16 protein-coding genes and 5 tRNA genes are annotated in these 16,321 nt (G+C 69.6%); 6 read left to right on the top strand and 15 right to left on the bottom strand.

The genetic code is table 11. The annotated features are described in order from the left end of the window. Positions 1-14: 14 nt before the first annotated feature. Both cofC and OG975_RS33850 read left to right on the top strand, forming a co-directional pair. Complete coding sequence (gene cofC / locus OG975_RS33855) at positions 15-653, top strand: 2-phospho-L-lactate guanylyltransferase (RefSeq protein ID WP_406333093.1); 639 nt, start codon at positions 15-17, stop codon at positions 651-653. 101 nt (positions 654-754) lie between these two features. Beyond that, entirely contained in the window at positions 755-958 is a 204-nt protein-coding gene (locus tag OG975_RS33850; RefSeq protein ID WP_369262534.1) for a hypothetical protein, read from the top strand. A 95-nt stretch (positions 959-1,053) separates the two neighbouring features. Here the strand turns inward: OG975_RS33850 and OG975_RS33845 are convergent, their stop codons facing one another. From OG975_RS33845 to leuC, 4 genes are all read right to left on the bottom strand, one after another. Further along, complete coding sequence (locus OG975_RS33845; protein WP_406333092.1) at positions 1,054-1,707, bottom strand: HU family DNA-binding protein; 654 nt, start codon at positions 1,705-1,707, stop codon at positions 1,054-1,056. A 138-nt stretch (positions 1,708-1,845) separates the two neighbouring features. Continuing rightward, entirely contained in the window at positions 1,846-2,076 is a 231-nt protein-coding gene (locus tag OG975_RS33840) for a hypothetical protein (protein WP_327431991.1), read from the bottom strand. A gap of 254 nt (positions 2,077-2,330) precedes the next feature. Next, positions 2,331-2,924 carry a 3-isopropylmalate dehydratase small subunit gene (gene leuD / locus OG975_RS33835; protein ID WP_406333091.1) on the bottom strand — a complete coding sequence of 198 codons (594 nt, stop codon included), beginning with the start codon at positions 2,922-2,924 and terminating at the stop codon, positions 2,331-2,333. 6 nt (positions 2,925-2,930) lie between these two features. After that, positions 2,931-4,361: a 3-isopropylmalate dehydratase large subunit gene (gene leuC, locus OG975_RS33830; RefSeq protein ID WP_406333089.1), complete on the bottom strand. Its 1,431-nt coding sequence runs from the start codon at positions 4,359-4,361 to the stop codon at positions 2,931-2,933. Between the two features lie 192 nt (positions 4,362-4,553). Between leuC and ndgR the strand changes: the two genes are divergently transcribed. Next, complete coding sequence (gene ndgR, locus OG975_RS33825; RefSeq protein ID WP_007384919.1) at positions 4,554-5,270, top strand: IclR family transcriptional regulator NdgR; 717 nt, start codon at positions 4,554-4,556, stop codon at positions 5,268-5,270. 72 nt (positions 5,271-5,342) lie between these two features. Here ndgR and OG975_RS33820 read toward each other — a convergent pair whose 3' ends face one another. Continuing rightward, positions 5,343-5,861, bottom strand: coding sequence for a DUF4188 domain-containing protein (locus OG975_RS33820; RefSeq protein ID WP_406333088.1), 519 nt, complete (start codon positions 5,859-5,861; stop codon positions 5,343-5,345). Positions 5,862-5,971: 110 nt separating this feature from the next. On the opposite strand from OG975_RS33820, the gene OG975_RS33815 reads away from it, so the two are divergent. After that, positions 5,972-6,619: a MerR family transcriptional regulator gene (locus tag OG975_RS33815; RefSeq protein ID WP_406333087.1), complete on the top strand. Its 648-nt coding sequence runs from the start codon at positions 5,972-5,974 to the stop codon at positions 6,617-6,619. Positions 6,620-6,674: 55 nt separating this feature from the next. Here OG975_RS33815 and OG975_RS33810 read toward each other — a convergent pair. The 10 genes from OG975_RS33810 to OG975_RS33765 all read right to left on the bottom strand — a co-directional run bounded on the left by OG975_RS33810 (position 6,675) and on the right by OG975_RS33765 (position 11,426). After that, positions 6,675-6,747, bottom strand: a tRNA-Glu gene (locus tag OG975_RS33810). Between the two features lie 20 nt (positions 6,748-6,767). After that, positions 6,768-6,839, bottom strand: a tRNA-Gln gene (locus tag OG975_RS33805). Positions 6,840-6,860: 21 nt separating this feature from the next. Further along, positions 6,861-6,933, bottom strand: a tRNA-Glu gene (locus tag OG975_RS33800). A gap of 62 nt (positions 6,934-6,995) precedes the next feature. Then, positions 6,996-7,068, bottom strand: a tRNA-Glu gene (locus OG975_RS33795). Positions 7,069-7,110: 42 nt separating this feature from the next. Beyond that, positions 7,111-7,182: transfer RNA gene (locus OG975_RS33790), tRNA-Gln, on the bottom strand. Positions 7,183-7,275: 93 nt separating this feature from the next. Then, positions 7,276-8,010, bottom strand: coding sequence for an HAD family hydrolase (locus OG975_RS33785; protein ID WP_406333085.1), 735 nt, complete (start codon positions 8,008-8,010; stop codon positions 7,276-7,278). Between the two features lie 50 nt (positions 8,011-8,060). Next, positions 8,061-8,735 carry a DUF4241 domain-containing protein gene (locus tag OG975_RS33780; protein WP_406333084.1) on the bottom strand — a complete coding sequence of 225 codons (675 nt, stop codon included), beginning with the start codon at positions 8,733-8,735 and terminating at the stop codon, positions 8,061-8,063. Between the two features lie 124 nt (positions 8,736-8,859). Further along, the gene (gltX, locus tag OG975_RS33775; RefSeq protein WP_406333082.1) at positions 8,860-10,335 is read right to left on the bottom strand and encodes a glutamate--tRNA ligase; all 1,476 of its coding nucleotides are present in this window, start codon (positions 10,333-10,335) and stop codon (positions 8,860-8,862) included. Beyond that, positions 10,328-11,104, bottom strand: coding sequence for a fumarylacetoacetate hydrolase family protein (locus tag OG975_RS33770; RefSeq protein ID WP_327431983.1), 777 nt, complete (start codon positions 11,102-11,104; stop codon positions 10,328-10,330). The genes gltX and OG975_RS33770 overlap by 8 nt, the downstream gene beginning before the upstream one ends. Before the next feature lie 133 nt (positions 11,105-11,237). Further along, the gene (locus tag OG975_RS33765) at positions 11,238-11,426 is read right to left on the bottom strand and encodes a hypothetical protein (RefSeq protein WP_327431982.1); all 189 of its coding nucleotides are present in this window, start codon (positions 11,424-11,426) and stop codon (positions 11,238-11,240) included. Between the two features lie 598 nt (positions 11,427-12,024). On the opposite strand from OG975_RS33765, the gene OG975_RS33760 reads away from it, so the two are divergent. After that, the gene (locus OG975_RS33760; protein ID WP_406333080.1) at positions 12,025-15,864 is read left to right on the top strand and encodes a nitrate- and nitrite sensing domain-containing protein; all 3,840 of its coding nucleotides are present in this window, start codon (positions 12,025-12,027) and stop codon (positions 15,862-15,864) included. 9 nt (positions 15,865-15,873) lie between these two features. After that, entirely contained in the window at positions 15,874-16,287 is a 414-nt protein-coding gene (locus OG975_RS33755; RefSeq protein WP_010984127.1) for a roadblock/LC7 domain-containing protein, read from the top strand. Positions 16,288-16,321 lie beyond the last annotated feature (34 nt).

The following is a 16,321-nucleotide window of genomic DNA, read 5'->3' as shown; positions in this document are numbered from 1 at the left end:
AGGGCGGAACGCTGGTGCGGTGGACGTTGGTCATACCCCTCAAACCTCTGGCGCGCGCCAAGAGCAGGCTGGCGGACACGGCCGCCGACGGACTGCGCCCCGGGCTCGCCCTCGCCTTCGCGCAGGACACCGTGGCGGCCGCGCTGGCCTGCGCCGCGGTCCTGGATGTGGCGGTCGTCACGGCCGACGCCCTGGCCGGCCGGGAGCTGGCCGCACTGGGGGCGCGGATCGTCGCGGACGAGCCGGGAGGGGGCCTGAACGCGGCGCTGGCGCACGGAGTGGGGGCCGTACGCTCCCGAACTCCCGAAATCGCCGTGGCCGCCCTGAACGCCGATCTGCCCGCGTTGCGCTCCGCGGAATTGGGCCGCGTGCTTGATGCCGCCGGTGAATTCCCGCGGGCTTTTCTTCCCGATGCCGCCGCAATCGGTACGACGCTGCTGGCCGCGGGGGCTGGGCGGGAATTGCTGCCCTCTTTCGGTACGGATTCCAGGTTGCGGCATCGCGCTTCGGGTGCCGTGGAACTCCGGCTCGACGCCGTGGATTCCGTACGGCAGGACGTGGACACCGGGGACGATCTGCGGGCGGCGCTGGCGTTGGGGGTGGGGCCTCGGACGGCTGCTGCGGCGGCTCGGTTGCTGATTCCTGGGCAGTAGGAGGCCGGTTTGCCGGCTGCGGGTCCGTTGTGGCTGGTCGCGCCGTTCCCCGCGCCCCTTTCAGGGGCGCTGCAGCCAGCCGGGGTAAGTAGGGTGGCCCTATGCAGGCGACCTCGTACACGTACGACTCCGAGACCCGCAGCGGACAGGTGCTGCTCGACGACGGCACTCCGGTGCCGTTCGACGGGGCGGCGTTCGATGCCGGCGGGCTGCGGCTGCTGCGGCCCGGGCAGCGGGTGCGTATCGAGACCGAGGGTGAGGGCGAGGCGCTCCGGATCACCTTGATCACCCTGCAGACCCTCTAGGGGCCACGAAAGGCCCTCCGGAGGCCACGAACACGCCGCGGGCCGGGCTCCCAGTGGGAGCCCGGCCCGGCGCGTGAGTTGCCCCTGCGCCCCTGCTACTTGCGGGCGGTGGCCTTCTTGGCGGTGGTCTTGCGAGCCGTCGACTTCTTGGCGGGGGCCTTCTTGGCCGTCGCCTTCTTCGCCGGGGCCTTCTTGGCGGTCGCCTTCTTGGCGGTGGTCTTCTTCGCCGCGGCCTTCTTGGCGGTCGCCGTGGTCTTCTTGGCGGTCGTCTTCTTGGCGGTCGCCGTCGTCTTCTTCGCGGCGGCGGTCGTCTTCTTCGCGACCGTCTTCTTCGCGACCGTCTTCTTGGCCACGGCCTTCTTGGCGGTGGTGGCCTTCTTGGCCGCGGCCTTCTTGACCGTCGCCGCGGCGCCACCGGTCAGGCTGCCCTTGGGCGCCTTCTTGACGGCGACCTCGCCACCCCGCGGGAGCTTCTTCGAGCCGCTCACCAGGTCCTTGAAGCCCTGGCCGGCACGGAAGCGCGGCACAGAGGTCTTCTTGACCCGAACGCGCTCACCGGTCTGCGGGTTGCGGGCGTAGCGAGCCGGACGGTCGACCTTCTCGAAGGAACCGAAGCCGGTGACCGAGACCCGGTCCCCGCTGACAACTGCACGGACGATGGCGTCCAGTACGGCGTCGACCGCGTCGGCGGCCTGCTGACGCCCGCCGACCTTGTCGGCAATCGCTTCTACGAGCTGCGCCTTGTTCACGTCTTCCCCTTCGGAGACATTGCCCGAACGAATGCGTTCAAGCTTTTTCGCACGTTAGGCAGATATATACCGCAAATCAAACACGAAACGGGCTAATCACCCTTGTGCCGCAACGAACTCGGACTGTCGTGGAGTTCCTCAGCGTTCCTCTTCGAGGAATCGACCCTCGTCGAGGTCGGTGGTGAAGCGCTCCAGACGCCTTGTCGCATCGGCGAGATCGTGCTTGGCCACGGCCGTAATGACCAGCAGCTTCCGGGTCAGCGCCATCCGTACGCCCTCCGGGACTTGCAGTGCACGCACTCTTGTGTGCGCTTCCTTGAGTTGGGCCGCGACTGCCACGTAGAGCTCGAGTTGGCCGTCGTGTTCCATGCACAGATTGTGCCATCTGGGGCGAGTTGTCGCCTGCGCAGGGTCTAACTGCCGTCCCTGGAGGGGGTTCTGAGCACCTCGGCAGGACGCGGGACCGCGATGCGCGTACCCGGGCAACTGCCTTTGCCAGCAGGTGAGTTGGGGACTTCCGAAGGGGTGTTCCGGAGCCGTCCGAGGGCAGACACAGCTGTACCCCCAACCGTCCACGATTGGGGGTACAGAGGGGTGTTGCCGTGGCCGAAATCAGCCTTGCGTCAGACGTGAAGCGTCTTCGGCTTGTGCGACGGCCGCTTGGCCTCGTACGCCGCGATGTCGCCCTCGTTCTGGAGGGTGATGGAGATGTCGTCCAGGCCGTTCAGCAGCCGCCAGCGGGCGTTCTCGTCGAGCTCGAAGGCCGCGGTGATGCCCTCGGCGCGCACCTCGCGGGCCTCCAGGTCGACCGTGATCTCGGCCTCGGGGTCCTGCTCCGTGAGCTCCTGGAGGGCGTCCACGATCTTCTGCTCCAGAACCACCGTGAGCAGGCCGTTCTTGAGCGAGTTACCCCGGAAGATGTCCGCGAAGCGGGAGGAGATGACGGCCTTGAAGCCGTAGTTCTGCAGCGCCCAGACGGCGTGCTCGCGCGAGGAGCCCGTACCGAAGTCGGGACCGGCGACCAGAACCGTGGCGCCCTTGCGCTCAGGCTGGTTGAGGATGAAGTTCTCGTCCTTGCGCCAGGCCTCGAAGAGCCCGTCCTCGAAGCCGTCCCTGGTCACCTTCTTGAGCCAGTGGGCGGGGATGATCTGGTCGGTGTCGACGTTGCTGCGGCGCAGCGGGACGGCCCGGCCGGTGTGCGTGGTGAATGCTTCCATGGCTGATCAGACTCCAGCGGGCGTACGGACGTCGGCGTCGGACAGGTCGGCCGGCGAAGCCAGATGGCCCAGCACGGCGGTGGCGGCGGCGACCTGCGGCGAGACCAGGTGCGTACGGCCGCCCTTGCCCTGCCTGCCCTCGAAGTTGCGGTTGGAGGTGGACGCGGAGCGCTCACCGGGGGCCAGCTGATCGGGGTTCATGCCCAGACACATCGAGCAGCCCGCGTGCCGCCATTCTGCGCCGGCCTCCTTGAAGACCACGTCCAGGCCCTCGGAGACAGCCTGCAGACCGACCCGCGCGGAGCCGGGGACCACCAGCATCCGTACGCCGTCGGCGACTTTGCGGCCCTCGACGATCGCGGCCGCGGCACGCAGGTCCTCGATACGGCCGTTGGTGCACGAACCTACGAAGACGGTGTCGACCTTGATGTCGCGCAGCGGCTCTCCGGCGGTCAACCCCATGTATTCCAGGGCCTTTTCGGCGGCGAAGCGCTCCGAAGCGTCTTCGTACGAAGCGGGATCGGGGACGGACGCCGAAAGCGGCGCGCCCTGGCCGGGGTTGGTGCCCCAGGTGACGAACGGCGACAGGGAGGCGGCGTCGATGACGACCTCCTCGTCGAATTCCGCGTCCTCGTCCGTCTTCAGCGTCTTCCAGTACGCGACGGCGGCATCCCAGTCCTCACCCTCGGGGGCGTGGGCGCGGCCCTTCAGGTACGCGAAGGTGGTCTCGTCGGGGGCGATCATGCCCGCGCGGGCGCCGGCCTCGATCGACATGTTGCAGATGGTCATCCGGGCCTCCATCGAGAGGTTCTCGATGGCGGAGCCGCGGTATTCCAGGATGTAGCCCTGGCCGCCACCCGTACCGATCTTGGCGATGATCGCCAGGATCAGGTCCTTGGCGGTGACGCCGTCGGGCAGATCACCGTCGACCGTGATGGCCATGGTCTTCGGGCGGGCCAGCGGCAGCGTCTGGGTGGCCAGCACATGCTCGACCTGCGAGGTGCCGATGCCGAACGCCAGCGCGCCGAAGGCACCGTGCGTGGAGGTGTGGGAGTCACCGCAGACCACGGTGGTGCCCGGCTGGGTCAGGCCCAGCTGCGGTCCCACCACGTGGACGACGCCCTGCTCGACGTCGCCCAGCGAGTGCAGGCGCACACCGAACTCGGCGGCGTTCTTGCGCAGCGTCTCCAGCTGGACCCGGGAGACCGGGTCCGCGATGGGCTTGTCGATGTCGAGGGTCGGGGTGTTGTGATCCTCGGTGGCGATGGTGAGGTCGAGGCGGCGCACCGGGCGCCCCGCCTGACGCAGACCGTCGAAGGCCTGCGGGCTGGTCACCTCGTGCAGCAGGTGCAGATCGATGAAGAGGAGGTCGGGCTCGCCCTCGGCGCGCCGGACGACATGGTCGTCCCAGACCTTCTCCGCGAGTGTCCTACCCATCGCTTTCCCTCCGGCCGGCCTGTGTGGCGCCGGCCCAACTAGAGATTTCCGGTGCGGCAAACGTTCGTTACCCCTAGTACCGGACGTCGTCCGCCGGGCCCGTTGGTCCGCGGGCCCCTATGCATCCAAGGGTTGCGCGTTTCACGGAAAATTGAACTTGCGTTTCACAGAGTGAGACGCGAGTATCGTTGCATGGACAACAGTAGCGGCGTCGGCGTTCTGGACAAGGCAGCCCTTGTCCTGAGCGCTCTGGAGTCCGGTCCGGCCACCCTCGCGGGACTGGTCGCGGCGACTGGACTGGCACGACCCACGGCACATCGCCTCGCCGTGGCACTTGAACACCACCGCATGGTGGCGCGTGACATGCAGGGCCGTTTCATTCTCGGTCCCCGTCTCGCCGAGCTGGCCGCGGCCGCCGGCGAGGACCGCCTCCTCGCGACGGCGGGCCCGGTGCTCACACACCTGCGTGACATCACGGGCGAGAGCGCGCAGCTCTACCGGCGCCAGGGCGACATGCGCATCTGCGTCGCCGCGGCCGAGCGCCTGTCGGGCCTGCGGGACACGGTCCCGGTCGGCTCCACGCTCACCATGAAGGCCGGCTCCTCGGCCCAGATCCTGATGGCCTGGGAGGAGCCCGAGCGGCTGCACCGGGGCCTCCAGGGCGCCCGCTTCACGGCGACCGCGCTCTCGGGCGTACGGCGCCGGGGCTGGGCCCAGTCGATCGGCGAGCGCGAGCCGGGCGTCGCGTCCGTCTCCGCGCCCGTACGCGGCCCCTCGAACCGTGTGGTGGCCGCCGTCTCCGTCTCCGGGCCGATCGAGCGCCTGACGCGCCACCCGGGCCGGATGCACGCCCAGGCGGTCATCGACGCCGCCGCCCGCCTCTCCGAGGCCCTGCGCCGCACCGGCTGACCGTTCAGGGACACAACGAAGGGGCCTGCCTCAACGCCGCGGCAGGCCCCTTCGTTCCCCCGATCCCCCCGGTCACTTCGCCTCTTCGGCCACCTTCGCCGACCGGTACGCGAACCGGTCCTTGGCCCGTCGGCCCCGCTTCTCCAGCGGCACCTGACCGTGCGCCGCGGCGAGCCCGAAGGCCGGCATGTCGGCGTAGATCGACTCGTACGCCCCCTCCGGCACGATGTAGCTCTCGTGCCACAGCCCGACGTGTCCGCGCGCTTTTCCGGCCCGCTCCTTGCGGTTGATGATCGCCCACGCCTTGTGGTGGAGCATGTCGGGTGAACTCGCGTACGCGTAGAGCTTCTCCTTGGACTCCCAGTACTGGACGACGTAGTACGTCCGCGGGGACGCCGTCATCAGCACATGGGCGAGCAGTCCGCGGCTCTTGTCCTTCTGCAGTTCGCGCAGCATGCGCGGCATCGCGACGAACACCGGCAGCCAGTGGTGCACAGCCCAGAAGTGGTTGACCCGCATACCGATCAGCAGCACGACCGCGTCACCTTCGGCTGCGGCGGTGGTGCGGCCCCGTATCGGTTTCGCGAACATGACGATCCCCCGGATCTCCGATCGGATAGCGGCACTATCCTTCTGGCCAATGCTTGGATAGTGGCACTTCCCAAGTGGGGGCGCAAGACCCCCGAAGAGAGGCGCGAGAGATGCGGCTGGCCGAGTTGAGCGAGCGCAGCGGTGTGTCCATCGCGACGATCAAGTACTACCTGCGCGAAGGGCTGTTGGCGCCGGGCCGCCAGGTGAACGCGACCACGGCCGAGTACGACGAGGAGCATCTGCGCCGGCTGCGGCTGGTGCGCGCGATGATCCAGGTCGGCCGGGTGCCGGTGGCGACGGTCCGCGAGGTGCTCGGGCATGTGGACGACGACTCCCTGGGCCGCTCGATCCGCCTGGGCGCGGCAGTGTGGGCGCTGCCGCAGGTACCGGAGCCGGACGAGGAGGACGAGTACGTCCAGGCCGCGCACCAGGAGGTAACCGCGCTCCTGGACCTGCTCGGCTGGGAGAACGCCAAGCGGCTCACGACCATCTCCCCCGCGTACCGCTCGCTGGTGGTGGCCGTGGCCGCGTTCCGCCGGCTCGGCTACGAATGGGGGGCCGAACAGCTCGCGCCGTACGCCGAGTTGATGCACCGGACGGCCGTCCTCGACCTGGACAACATGGAGACGCATCCGTCGGAGGCGGAGGGGATCGAGTTCGCGATCCTGGGGGCGATCCTCAACGAGCCGGTGCTGCAGGCGATGCACCGGCTGGCCCAGGAGGAGGAGACGACGCGGCGGTACGGCTTCGAGGAGTAGCCGGCGCCGGGCATGACGAAGGCCCCCCACCGAGGTGGAGGGCCTTCACCGTACGTACCCCCGACCGGATTCGAACCGGCGCTACCGCCTTGAGAGGGCGGCGTGCTAGGCCGCTACACAACGGGGGCAAGGATCACGAATGATCCAGCTGGGCTACCAGGACTCGAACCTAGAACAACGGAACCAGAAACCGTCGTGTTGCCAATTACACCATAGCCCAATGATGGTCTAGACCACCGAGTACCCCCGACCGGATTCGAACCGGCGCTACCGCCTTGAGAGGGCGGCGTGCTAGGCCGCTACACAACGGGGGCCCTAGCGATCCTGCATGAGAGTCAGCGGGTGCGACCCGGACTGTCCCCCTGGGAAGGATCTGTACCCCCGACCGGATTCGAACCGGCGCTACCGCCTTGAGAGGGCGGCGTGCTAGGCCGCTACACAACGGGGGCCTTGCAGAGTTGGTTCTCTGCGATGCAGATAAGCTCTGCGAGCTGGCCTACCAGGACTCGAACCTAGACTAACGGAACCAGAAACCGTCGTGCTGCCAATTACACCATAGGCCACTGAAACACAATCCCTTGCGGGGATCTTGTTTTAGCTTGCGCCTCCGGGTTTCCGGACCTTTCGGCCCGCTCTCCGGCGGCGCAGGAAGAACATTACCCGAAGGTGGACGGCGCTCCAAAACGGGTATCCGCGCCGAGGATCGCGGGGAGTTCGGCCAGTGAGGAGATCCGCCGCGGGCCGGCCGGTCCACCGTCGGTGACGGTGTGAGCGCCGCCACGGTCGATCCAGACGGAGAGCAGACCCGCGTCGGCGGCGCCGCGCCCGTCGATCTCCGGATGATCGCCGACGTACGCGACCTGGTGCGGGGGCAGGCCGAGGGCCTCGCAGGCCGCGTGGAAGGCCTCCGCGGCGGGCTTGGAGACGCCGAGTTCGGCGGCGCACAGGACGGCCTCGAAGCGGTCGTGCACGCCCAGGACGCGCAGCTTGCGGTCCTGGACGAGGAGGCTGGAGTTGGACAGCACCGCGTGCCGGTGGGTGGCGACGAGGGCGTCCAGGGCGGGCACTACGTCCGGGAAGAGGGACCAGGCGGCTTCGTAGTGCGCGACATACCGGTCGAACCACGCGTCGGCCTCGGCGTCGCTCAGCGGCTCTCCCAGGAACGCCCTGACGCGGTCCCTGCGTTGCCCCTGCCAGTCCGTCTCCCCCGCCGAGAACCTCGCCCACTGCGCGTCGGTCACCTCCCGCCAGCGCGTGAGGGCCTGCTCCACGGTCTCGTACCCGTCGAGCAGGCCTTCGGCCGCCAGGTGTTCCCGCATTCCGGCCCGGTCCGCGGCCGTGTAGTCGAAGAGGGTGTCGTCCACATCCCAGACCACGGCGCGAATGCTCATGATCCGACCGTAACGCGGTCTCCGGGAGCGCGTCGGCGGATTGGCGGTTGTCACACCGGGACGGCGGCCGGATCCGGGGCGACGAAGAAGTCCGTGACGAAGCAGGTGACCTCGCCGGCCGCCGTGCGGCCGATCCAGGTCGGGTAGACCCCGTCACCCCAGCCCGACGAGAAGGCGACGAGGTTGTGCCCGGTGTCCGGGGCGGTGACGAGATGAGGGCCGGGCGCCCACGTGCTGTTCTCGAAGGCGTCCCACAGCGGCCCTTCGTCGCCCTCGCACTCGGGGAACGAGGCGTCGGCCGCCGCGTCGTAGAAGGCGCCGGTGCCGGCGTCGACTCCGTAGCCGTAGAACTCGTCGTCGCCGAGCTCGGCGAGGTCCTGGCCGGGCCGGACGGCGAGCTCCCAGGTGGCGGTGGGCGCGTCGCGTACGACGAGACGGGCGGCGGCCACGCGCAGGTGGGGATCGCCGGACGGCGTCGCGCCCGGCCGGGAGAGGGTCGCCACCGCCGCCTCGACCCGGTACCGGCCGGGCTCGACGGCGACCGTGAAGGGCTCGTTACCCCCCTGGCCCAGGTAGACGAACGGGTCGCAGGCCACGACGCGGCCGGTGGGCAGCCACAGCTCGCCGCCGTCCGCGATGTGGATCACGCCGGTCTCCCCTGACTCGTACGTGAACGTGCTTCCGGGCGTGAACAGCCAGGTGTGGTCACGAGCGGTCATCGGCATGAGAGGGCGCCTTTCCGGAACTATCTTCAGTCGTCCAGAACCGTAGCCCGTGGCACTGACAACGCCGGGACAACGCCGAAGGGGCGGCAGCCGTCATGGCTGCCGCCCCTCACGCGTGCGTGCGTTACGCGCTCAGCTTCGCCAGCGCCGCGTCGATACGGGCCAGCGTCTTCTCCTTGCCCAGGATCTCCAGGGACTCGAAGAGCGGCAGGCCGACCGTGCGGCCGGTGACGGCGACGCGGACCGGGGCCTGGGCCTTGCCGAGCTTGAGGCCGTGCGCCTCGCCGGCGGCCAGGACGGCCTCCTTGAGGGACTCGGGCGAGGACCAGTCGGCCGTGTCCAGCTTCTCGCGGGCCGTGCGGAGCAGGGCGTCCGAGCCCTCCTTCATGGCCTTCGTCCAGGACGCCTCGTCGACGGCCGGATCCGGCAGGAACAGGAAGTCGACGTTGTCCGTGATCTCGGAGAGGACCTTCATACGGGACTGCGCGTGCGGGGCGATCGCCTGCCACTTGGTCTCGTCGAAGTCCTCCGGCGCCCAGGGGGCGAACGGGGCCCGCAGCCAGGGGGCGCAGCGCTCGGTGAAGTCCTTCACGTCGAGCAGGCGGATGTGGTCGCCGTTGATCGACTCGGCCTTCTTGAGGTCGAAGCGGGCCGGGTTGGGGTTCACGTCCGCGACGTCGAAGGCGGCGACCATCTCGTCGACGGCGAAGATGTCACGGTCCGCCGACAGCGACCAGCCGAGGAGGGACAGGTAGTTGAGCAGGCCCTCGGGAAGGAACCCGCGCTCCCTGTAGAGGTTGAGCGAGGACTCCGGGTCGCGCTTGGAGAGCTTCTTGTTGCCCTCGCCCATGACGTACGGGAGGTGGCCGAAGGCCGGGGTCTCCTTGGCGATGCCCAGCTCGGTCAGCGCCTTGTAGAGGGCGATCTGGCGCGGGGTGGAGGAGAGCAGGTCCTCGCCGCGCAGGACGTGGGTGATCTCCATCAGCGCGTCGTCGACCGGGTTCACCAGGGTGTAGAGCGGTGCGCCGTTCGCACGGACGATGCCGTAGTCCGGCACGTTCTCCGGGAGGTACGTGATCTCGCCGCGGACCAGGTCCGTGAAGGTGATCGTCTCGTCGGGCATCCGGAAGCGGACGATGGGCGCGCGGCCCTCGGCCTCGTACGCGGTCTTCTGCTCGGCGCTCAGCTCGCGGCAGTGGCCGTCGTAGCCGGACGGCTTGCCGGCGGCGCGGGCGGCGTCGCGGCGGGCGTCCAGCTCCTCCGTCGAGCAGTAGCAGTGGTACGCGTGACCGGCGTCCTGGAGCTTCTGCGCGACGTCCTTGTAGAGGTCCATGCGCTGCGACTGGCGGTACGGCGCGTGCGGGCCGCCGATCTCGGGGCCCTCGTCCCAGTCGAAGCCCAGCCAGCGCAGCGAGTCCAGGAGCTGCTCGTACGACTCCTCGGAGTCGCGGGCCGCGTCGGTGTCCTCGATGCGGAAGACGAACGTGCCGCCGGTGTGGCGGGCGTACGCCCAGTTGAACAGGGCCGTGCGGACCAGGCCCACGTGGGGGTTGCCGGTCGGGGACGGACAGAAACGTACGCGGACGTTCGCGTTAGCCACGCTTGATCACCTTGTTGGTGAGAGTGCCGATGCCTTCGATGGTGACGGCGACCTCGTCGCCGACATTCAGGGGGCCGACCCCAGCCGGGGTGCCGGTGAGGATCACGTCGCCGGGGAGCAGCGTCATGGCCTCGGTGATGTTGACGATCAGATCCTCGATGGAGTGGATCATCTCGCTGGTGCGGCCGAGCTGGCGCTGCTGGCCGTTGACCGTGCACTGGATGGTGAGGTCGCTCGGGTCGAGGTCCGTCTCCACCCAGGGGCCGAGCGGGCAGGAGCTGTCGAAGCCCTTGGCCCGGGCCCACTGCTTCTCACGCTTCTGGACGTCGCGCGCGGTGACGTCGTTGGCGCAGGTGTAGCCGAGGATGACGTCCTTGACGCGCTCGCGCGGGACCTCGCGGCACATGCGGCCGATCACCACGGCGAGCTCGGCCTCGTGGTGCAGCTCGTTCGAGAAGGACGGGTACTGGATCTCGTCGCCGGGGCCGATCACGGAGGTCGACGGCTTGAAGAAGGCGAACGGGGCGTCGGGCACCTCGTTGCCGAGCTCCTTGGCGTGCTCCGCGTAGTTGCGGCCGAAGGCCACGACCTTGTTGGGGAGCACCGGCGGCAGCAGCCGGACCTTGTTCAGGGGGACTTTCGTGCCGGAGAGCTCGAAGTCCGCGAACGGGATGCCCTTGATGATGTCGAGGACGAGCTCGTCCGGCTTGTCGCCCTCGACCGCGCCGAAAGCGACGTTGCCGTCGATGGAGAACCTGGCGATGCGCACGGGATCCTTGCGCCCCTCACTGAGCTGGCTGGAGTCTGACGCTCCAGGCTAACGCGGCAAGGGGTGCGCGCCTCGCGTTATATCGACCGGCACGGTGAGTGCGCGGCGGCCGGTCTGCGTACTACCCGGCGTACTACTCGGCGACGAAGGCGGCGACCGGGGCTTCCATCAGGATGGTCCGGCGGGGGTTGGCGGTCTGGGCGGGGAGGTCGAGCGAGTGCTCCGGCTGCTCCGGCGTCTGCAGGGCCTCGGCGTCCTCGAGGTGCGCCAGCGTGGTGCGTCGCGGGTTGGCTATGTTGCGGAACATCATCGTCGTCTTCACTGTTGTTCTCGACCTTGTCGTCGTCGGCGCCGGGCGGGCTCAAAGGCCCCCGCGTCGGCGCGGGTTGTCGGATTCGCCATTCCTGTAAAGCGTCAGGCTAAACATGCGATTCCCTGGCGAAGACGTGAAGAGGCCATGATCGCCATGTGAGTTTCCTCACTTACTAGCAGGCAAACCGGTCAATTCAGGCCCCCAACTCCACCCGACCAAACGGACATTGCTCCACTGAAGCCAACATTCCGCTCCTGATCATGTCGACTGGGACACCCTGTGCACTCCAACACCTCGTACATATATGCCCGTTATGTACGAGTTCACTTTCTACGTCTCGTAACGCACCACTCACAAGCTGTCACGGAGGTCACAGCCTGGTACTCGGCCCTTGTTGGAGATCCGGCACTGTGCTGGAATTCCACGGACCGCCGCGGGATCGAAACCGGCGCGCAGGGGCGCAACGCAGCGCCGAGTGGCGGCGGGAAGGGGGAAGCCTGCGCCGGTCACTCACGACCACCAGGGGGCGCATCTGCGCCCCTGTACGACGCCGACACCGTCCCATCCGTTTCGCGGAGGGGCGCCTGGTCCAGAGGTTGCGACGCTAGTGCAGGGACGTTTCAAGAGGGATGGCAGCGCTTCGGCGGAGCCGGAGCCGCACGGCGGGACTGGCCCGATGGCAGCCGGCTCCTCGCCCCAGCACGCCCAGAACCCGGGACCGGCAGAGGTCGGCGGCAGCGGTGAACACTCCGCACGCTCCGGCGCGAAGGCCAAGGCTCCCGCCACATCGGCCGCGAAGCCGACCGGCCCCACGGGCCCCGGCTCGCGAATAGCGCTGCGCAACTGGCGCATTTCGACGCGCCTGGTCTCGCTGCTCGCGCTCCCCGTGGTCGCCGCGACCTCGCTCGGTGCGCTGCGCATCAACGACAACATGGACAGCATTCAGCAGCTCGACAACATGAAGCTGCTGACCGACATGACCAAGCAGGCGACCGAGCTCGCCGCCGCGCTCCAGAAGGAACGCGACCTGTCGGCGGGTCCGCTCGCGAACGGCGCCAAGGCCACCGACTACACGGTCAAGGGAGTCCGCGACCAGACGGACGCCGCCAAGAGGAACTTCCTCAAGGGCACCCAGGAGATCGAGGACGCCAACGCGAACGGACAGCTGTCCGGTGTCCGCGAGAGCCTGGTCGGCATCGCGTCCGACCTGTACAAGCTCGGCGCCATCCGCAGCGACGCGTACAGCGACCCCAAGAACTCGACGCAGACGGTCGACGCCTACCACCGGCTCGTCACCAACCTGCTCGCGCTCTCGCAGGACATGGCCGAGGCCACCAGCAACCCGGAGATGATCCAGCGCACCCGCGCGCTGTCCGCCTTCTCCTCCGCCAAGGAGTACGCCTCCGTCCAGCAGGCCGTCCTCGCCGCCGCGCTGCCGGAGACCAAGGACACCTTCGGCTCACTGTCGGAGAACGACCGGCAGTACGCGCTCTCCGCCCTGGACAGCCAGGAGTCGGAGATCAGCGGCTTCAAGAGCATTTACGGCGCCGCCGCCGCCACCGAGCTGCTGAAGCCCATCGACAAGGGCAGCAGCCCGACCATCAAGTCGGCCGACGAGTACGCCAGGCGCGTACTGGCCGACTCGGACGGTCTCAAGACGCAGACCAAGCGCTCGTACAAGGACTGGGTCGACGACGACAGCACCAAGATCCAGAAGATGGGGACCATCGAGACCACGCTGCTCGGCGAGATGGAGCAGAAGGCCCGTCAGCTGCGCAACGAGTCCGAGAGCGAAGCGATCATCTCGGGTGCGCTGATCCTCCTCGTCCTCGGTGTCTCGCTCGTCGGCGCCTTCGTCGTGGCCCGCTCCATGATCCGCTCGCTGCGCCGCCTCCAGGACACCGCGACCAAGGTCGCTCAGGACCGGCTGCCCGAGCTGGTCAAGCAGCTGTCGGAGTCGGACCCGCAGGACGTGGACACCTCCGTCGAGTCGGTCGGTGTGCACTCCCGGGACGAGATCGGCCAGGTGGCCGCGGCCTTCGACGACGTGCACCGCGAGGCCGTACGACTGGCCGCCGAGCAGGCCCTCCTGCGAGGCAACGTCAACGCGATGTTCACCAACCTCTCGCGCCGCTCCCAGGGTCTTATCCAGCGTCAGCTCTCGCTCATCTCCGAGCTGGAGTCCCGCGAGGCCGACCCGGACCAGCTGTCGTCCCTGTTCAAGCTCGACCACCTCGCGACCCGCATGCGCCGTAACGGTGAAAACCTTCTGGTTCTCGCCGGTGAAGAGCCCGGCCGCCGCTGGACCCGCCCGGTCCCGCTCGTCGACGTGCTCCGCGCCGCCGCCTCCGAGGTGGAGCAGTACGAGCGCATCGAGCTGGCCTCGGTCCCGACCACCGAGGTCGCCGGCCGGGTCGTCAACGACCTCGTGCACCTGCTCGCCGAGCTGCTCGAGAACGCCACCTCGTTCTCCTCCCCGCAGACCAAGGTCAAGGTCACCGGTCATGCGCTGCCCGACGGCCGTGTGCTGATCGAGATCCACGACACGGGTATCGGCCTCTCCCCCGAGGACCTCGCGGCGATCAACGAGCGGCTCGCCTCGCCGCCCACCGTGGACGTCTCCGTCTCCCGCCGCATGGGCCTCTTCGTGGTCGGTCGTCTGTCGCAGCGCCACGGCATCCGCATTCAGCTCCGGCCGTCCGACTCCGGTGGTACGACCGCGCTCGTCATGCTCCCCGTCGATGTCGCCCAGGGCGGCAAGAAGGTTCCGGGCAAGCCGGGCCAGGGTGCCCCGGGCCTCAGCGGTCCGGCCGCCTCGCAGGCCTCCGCCGGTGCCGCTGCCGCCCGCCGTGGCAACGGCGCGCAGGGCGGTCCCTCGCTCGGTGCCGGTGCCCCCGCCGGTGGTGCCGGACGTATCAGCGCCCCGCCGCAGCGCGGCCAGGTCGGCGCCGGCCAGGGTCCTCGGGCAGCGCTGCCCGGAAGCAACCCGGGTGGTCCCGGACTGCCGGGCGGCAACCAGGGCGGTCGCCCGGGTGCGCCGGGCGGCGCGCGTGGGCCGCAGGGTCCGGGCAATCCGCCGCAGGGCAGGCCGGCTCCGGCCGGTGCCGGTGCCGGTGCCTTCGGGCAGAGCGCGCCGGGTGCCCCGCAGGGCCTCCAGGCCGCCGGAACCGGTGCGCCGCAGGGCTTCGGTGACGGACCCGGCGCACGCCAGGGCGGGTTCGGCGACGGACCCGCAGCGCGTCAGGGCCAGGCCGGCTTCGGTGACAGCGCCCCGGCGGCGCCGCCCGCCCAGCCGCCGTCCGGCGGCAAGGGCAAGGGCAGCCGTCGCAGGCCGCAGCTGCCCGGCCGTGGTGGTGCGCGTGCCGAGCTGCCCGGTGGCAACCCGCAGCAGAGCAGGCCGAGTTGGAGCGACGACAACGCGCTCCCGCCCGTGCCGCGCTCGTCCCTCGACACCCCGCGTGGCCACGAGGAGCCGGACGCCACCTCGCGCATGCCGCGGATCGACGACCGTCAGGGCCCGGGCGCGACGTCCGAGTTCGCCCGTCCCGACTTCGACGCCCCGCGCCCCGGTGCGGGTGCGGGTGCGCCGCAGAACACCGGCCAGAACACCGGGCAGTACGTCCGCCCGGACGTGTTCGGTCCTGGGAACCCGGCTCCGGCCGGCCAGAGCCCGTCCACCACGGGCCAGTTCGCCACCCCCGGCTACGGCGCCTCCCAGGACCCCTCGTCCACGGGCCAGTTCGCCCGGCCGGGCTACGGCCAGGACCCCTCGACCACCGGCCAGTTCGCGACGCCCGGGTACGGCAACCGCCAGGACCCGTCGTCCACCGGCCAGTTCGAGCGGCCGCAGCCGGGCGCCGGGCGGGACAACGCCGACTTCGGCGCTCCCCGCCAGCCCGCTCAGCAGCGCCCGCAGCCGCCGCAGCAACGGCCGGTACGTCCGCAGGAGCCCGAGGCGCTGCCGCCCGCGGGCCCCGGCGACGGACGTACGCCGCTGTACGACACGCTGGAGACCAACTGGTTCCACGGTCAGGCGAACGGCGCCGCGGGCGGCGCTCAGAACAACGGCTCCCAGGGTGCCCCGCAGGCCGCGCAGCAGCAGCCGCAGGCTCCCTCGGCTCCGCAGCAGCGGCCGGCTGCCGCACCGGCCCCTGCCTCCTGGCGCAGCACGCCCAACGACGACCTCGTCCGACAGGCAGAACGCGTCCGTCAACCGTCGGCGGGCGGGGTCACCACCTCAGGCCTGCCGCGCCGCGTCCCGCGAGCCAACCTCGTCGCGGGCACGGCACAGCAGCAACAGCACCAAACCGGTCCGCAGGTCTCGCGTGCGCCTGATGACGTACGCGGCCGGCTGACCAATCTCCGTAGGGGCATTCAGCAGGGTCGACAGGCCGGCAACGGCCAGACCGGCAGCTTCCCCAGCCCCACTCACCAGCAGGAGCGTTAGTTGAGCCCGATGAGCCAGGCGGCACAGAACCTCAACTGGTTGATCACCAACTTCGTGGACAACACCCCCGGGGTGTCCCACACCGTCGTCGTGTCCGCCGACGGGCTCCTTCTGGCGATGTCCGAAGGATTCCCGCGCGACCGCGCCGACCAGCTCGCGGCCGTCGCCTCCGGGCTGACCTCGCTGACCGCCGGGGCCTCCCGGATCTTCGAGGGCGGCACGGTGGCCCAGACCGTCGTCGAGATGGAGCGCGGCTTCCTCTTCCTGATGTCCGTCTCGGACGGATCGTCCCTGGCGGTCCTCTCCCACCCGGAGTGCGACATCGGCCTTGTCGGCTACGAGATGGCGCTGCTCGTCGACCGTGCGGGCGCTGTCCTCACGCCGGACCTGCGCGCCGAGCTCCAAGGCAGTCTGCTCCACTGACGGCCCTGGTTCCACCGACTGCACGAAACCACCG

It is taken from the genome of Streptomyces sp. NBC_00203, assembly GCF_045206325.1.
Classification (GTDB): Bacteria; Actinomycetota; Actinomycetes; order Streptomycetales; family Streptomycetaceae; genus Streptomyces; species Streptomyces lutosisoli.
This window is presented reverse-complemented; position numbering and strand designations above follow the sequence as displayed.

Bases quoted from the DNA above. Each gene is read 5' to 3' on its own strand.
- OG975_RS33850 (WP_369262534.1), top strand. From the start codon at position 755: ATGCAGGCGACCTCGTACACGTACGACTCCGAGACCCGCAGCGGACAG.
- ndgR (WP_007384919.1), top strand. From the start codon at position 4,554: ATGGACAACAGTAGCGGCGTCGGCGTTCTGGACAAGGCAGCCCTTGTC.
- OG975_RS33785 (WP_406333085.1), bottom strand. From the start codon at position 8,010: ATGAGCATTCGCGCCGTGGTCTGGGATGTGGACGACACCCTCTTCGAC.
- OG975_RS33840 (WP_327431991.1), bottom strand. From the start codon at position 2,076: ATGGAACACGACGGCCAACTCGAGCTCTACGTGGCAGTCGCGGCCCAA.
- OG975_RS33755 (WP_010984127.1), top strand. From the start codon at position 15,874: ATGAGCCAGGCGGCACAGAACCTCAACTGGTTGATCACCAACTTCGTG.
- leuD (WP_406333091.1), bottom strand. From the start codon at position 2,924: ATGGAAGCATTCACCACGCACACCGGCCGGGCCGTCCCGCTGCGCCGC.
- OG975_RS33820 (WP_406333088.1), bottom strand. From the start codon at position 5,861: ATGTTCGCGAAACCGATACGGGGCCGCACCACCGCCGCAGCCGAAGGT.
- leuC (WP_406333089.1), bottom strand. From the start codon at position 4,361: ATGGGTAGGACACTCGCGGAGAAGGTCTGGGACGACCATGTCGTCCGG.
- OG975_RS33815 (WP_406333087.1), top strand. From the start codon at position 5,972: ATGCGGCTGGCCGAGTTGAGCGAGCGCAGCGGTGTGTCCATCGCGACG.
- OG975_RS33780 (WP_406333084.1), bottom strand. From the start codon at position 8,735: ATGCCGATGACCGCTCGTGACCACACCTGGCTGTTCACGCCCGGAAGC.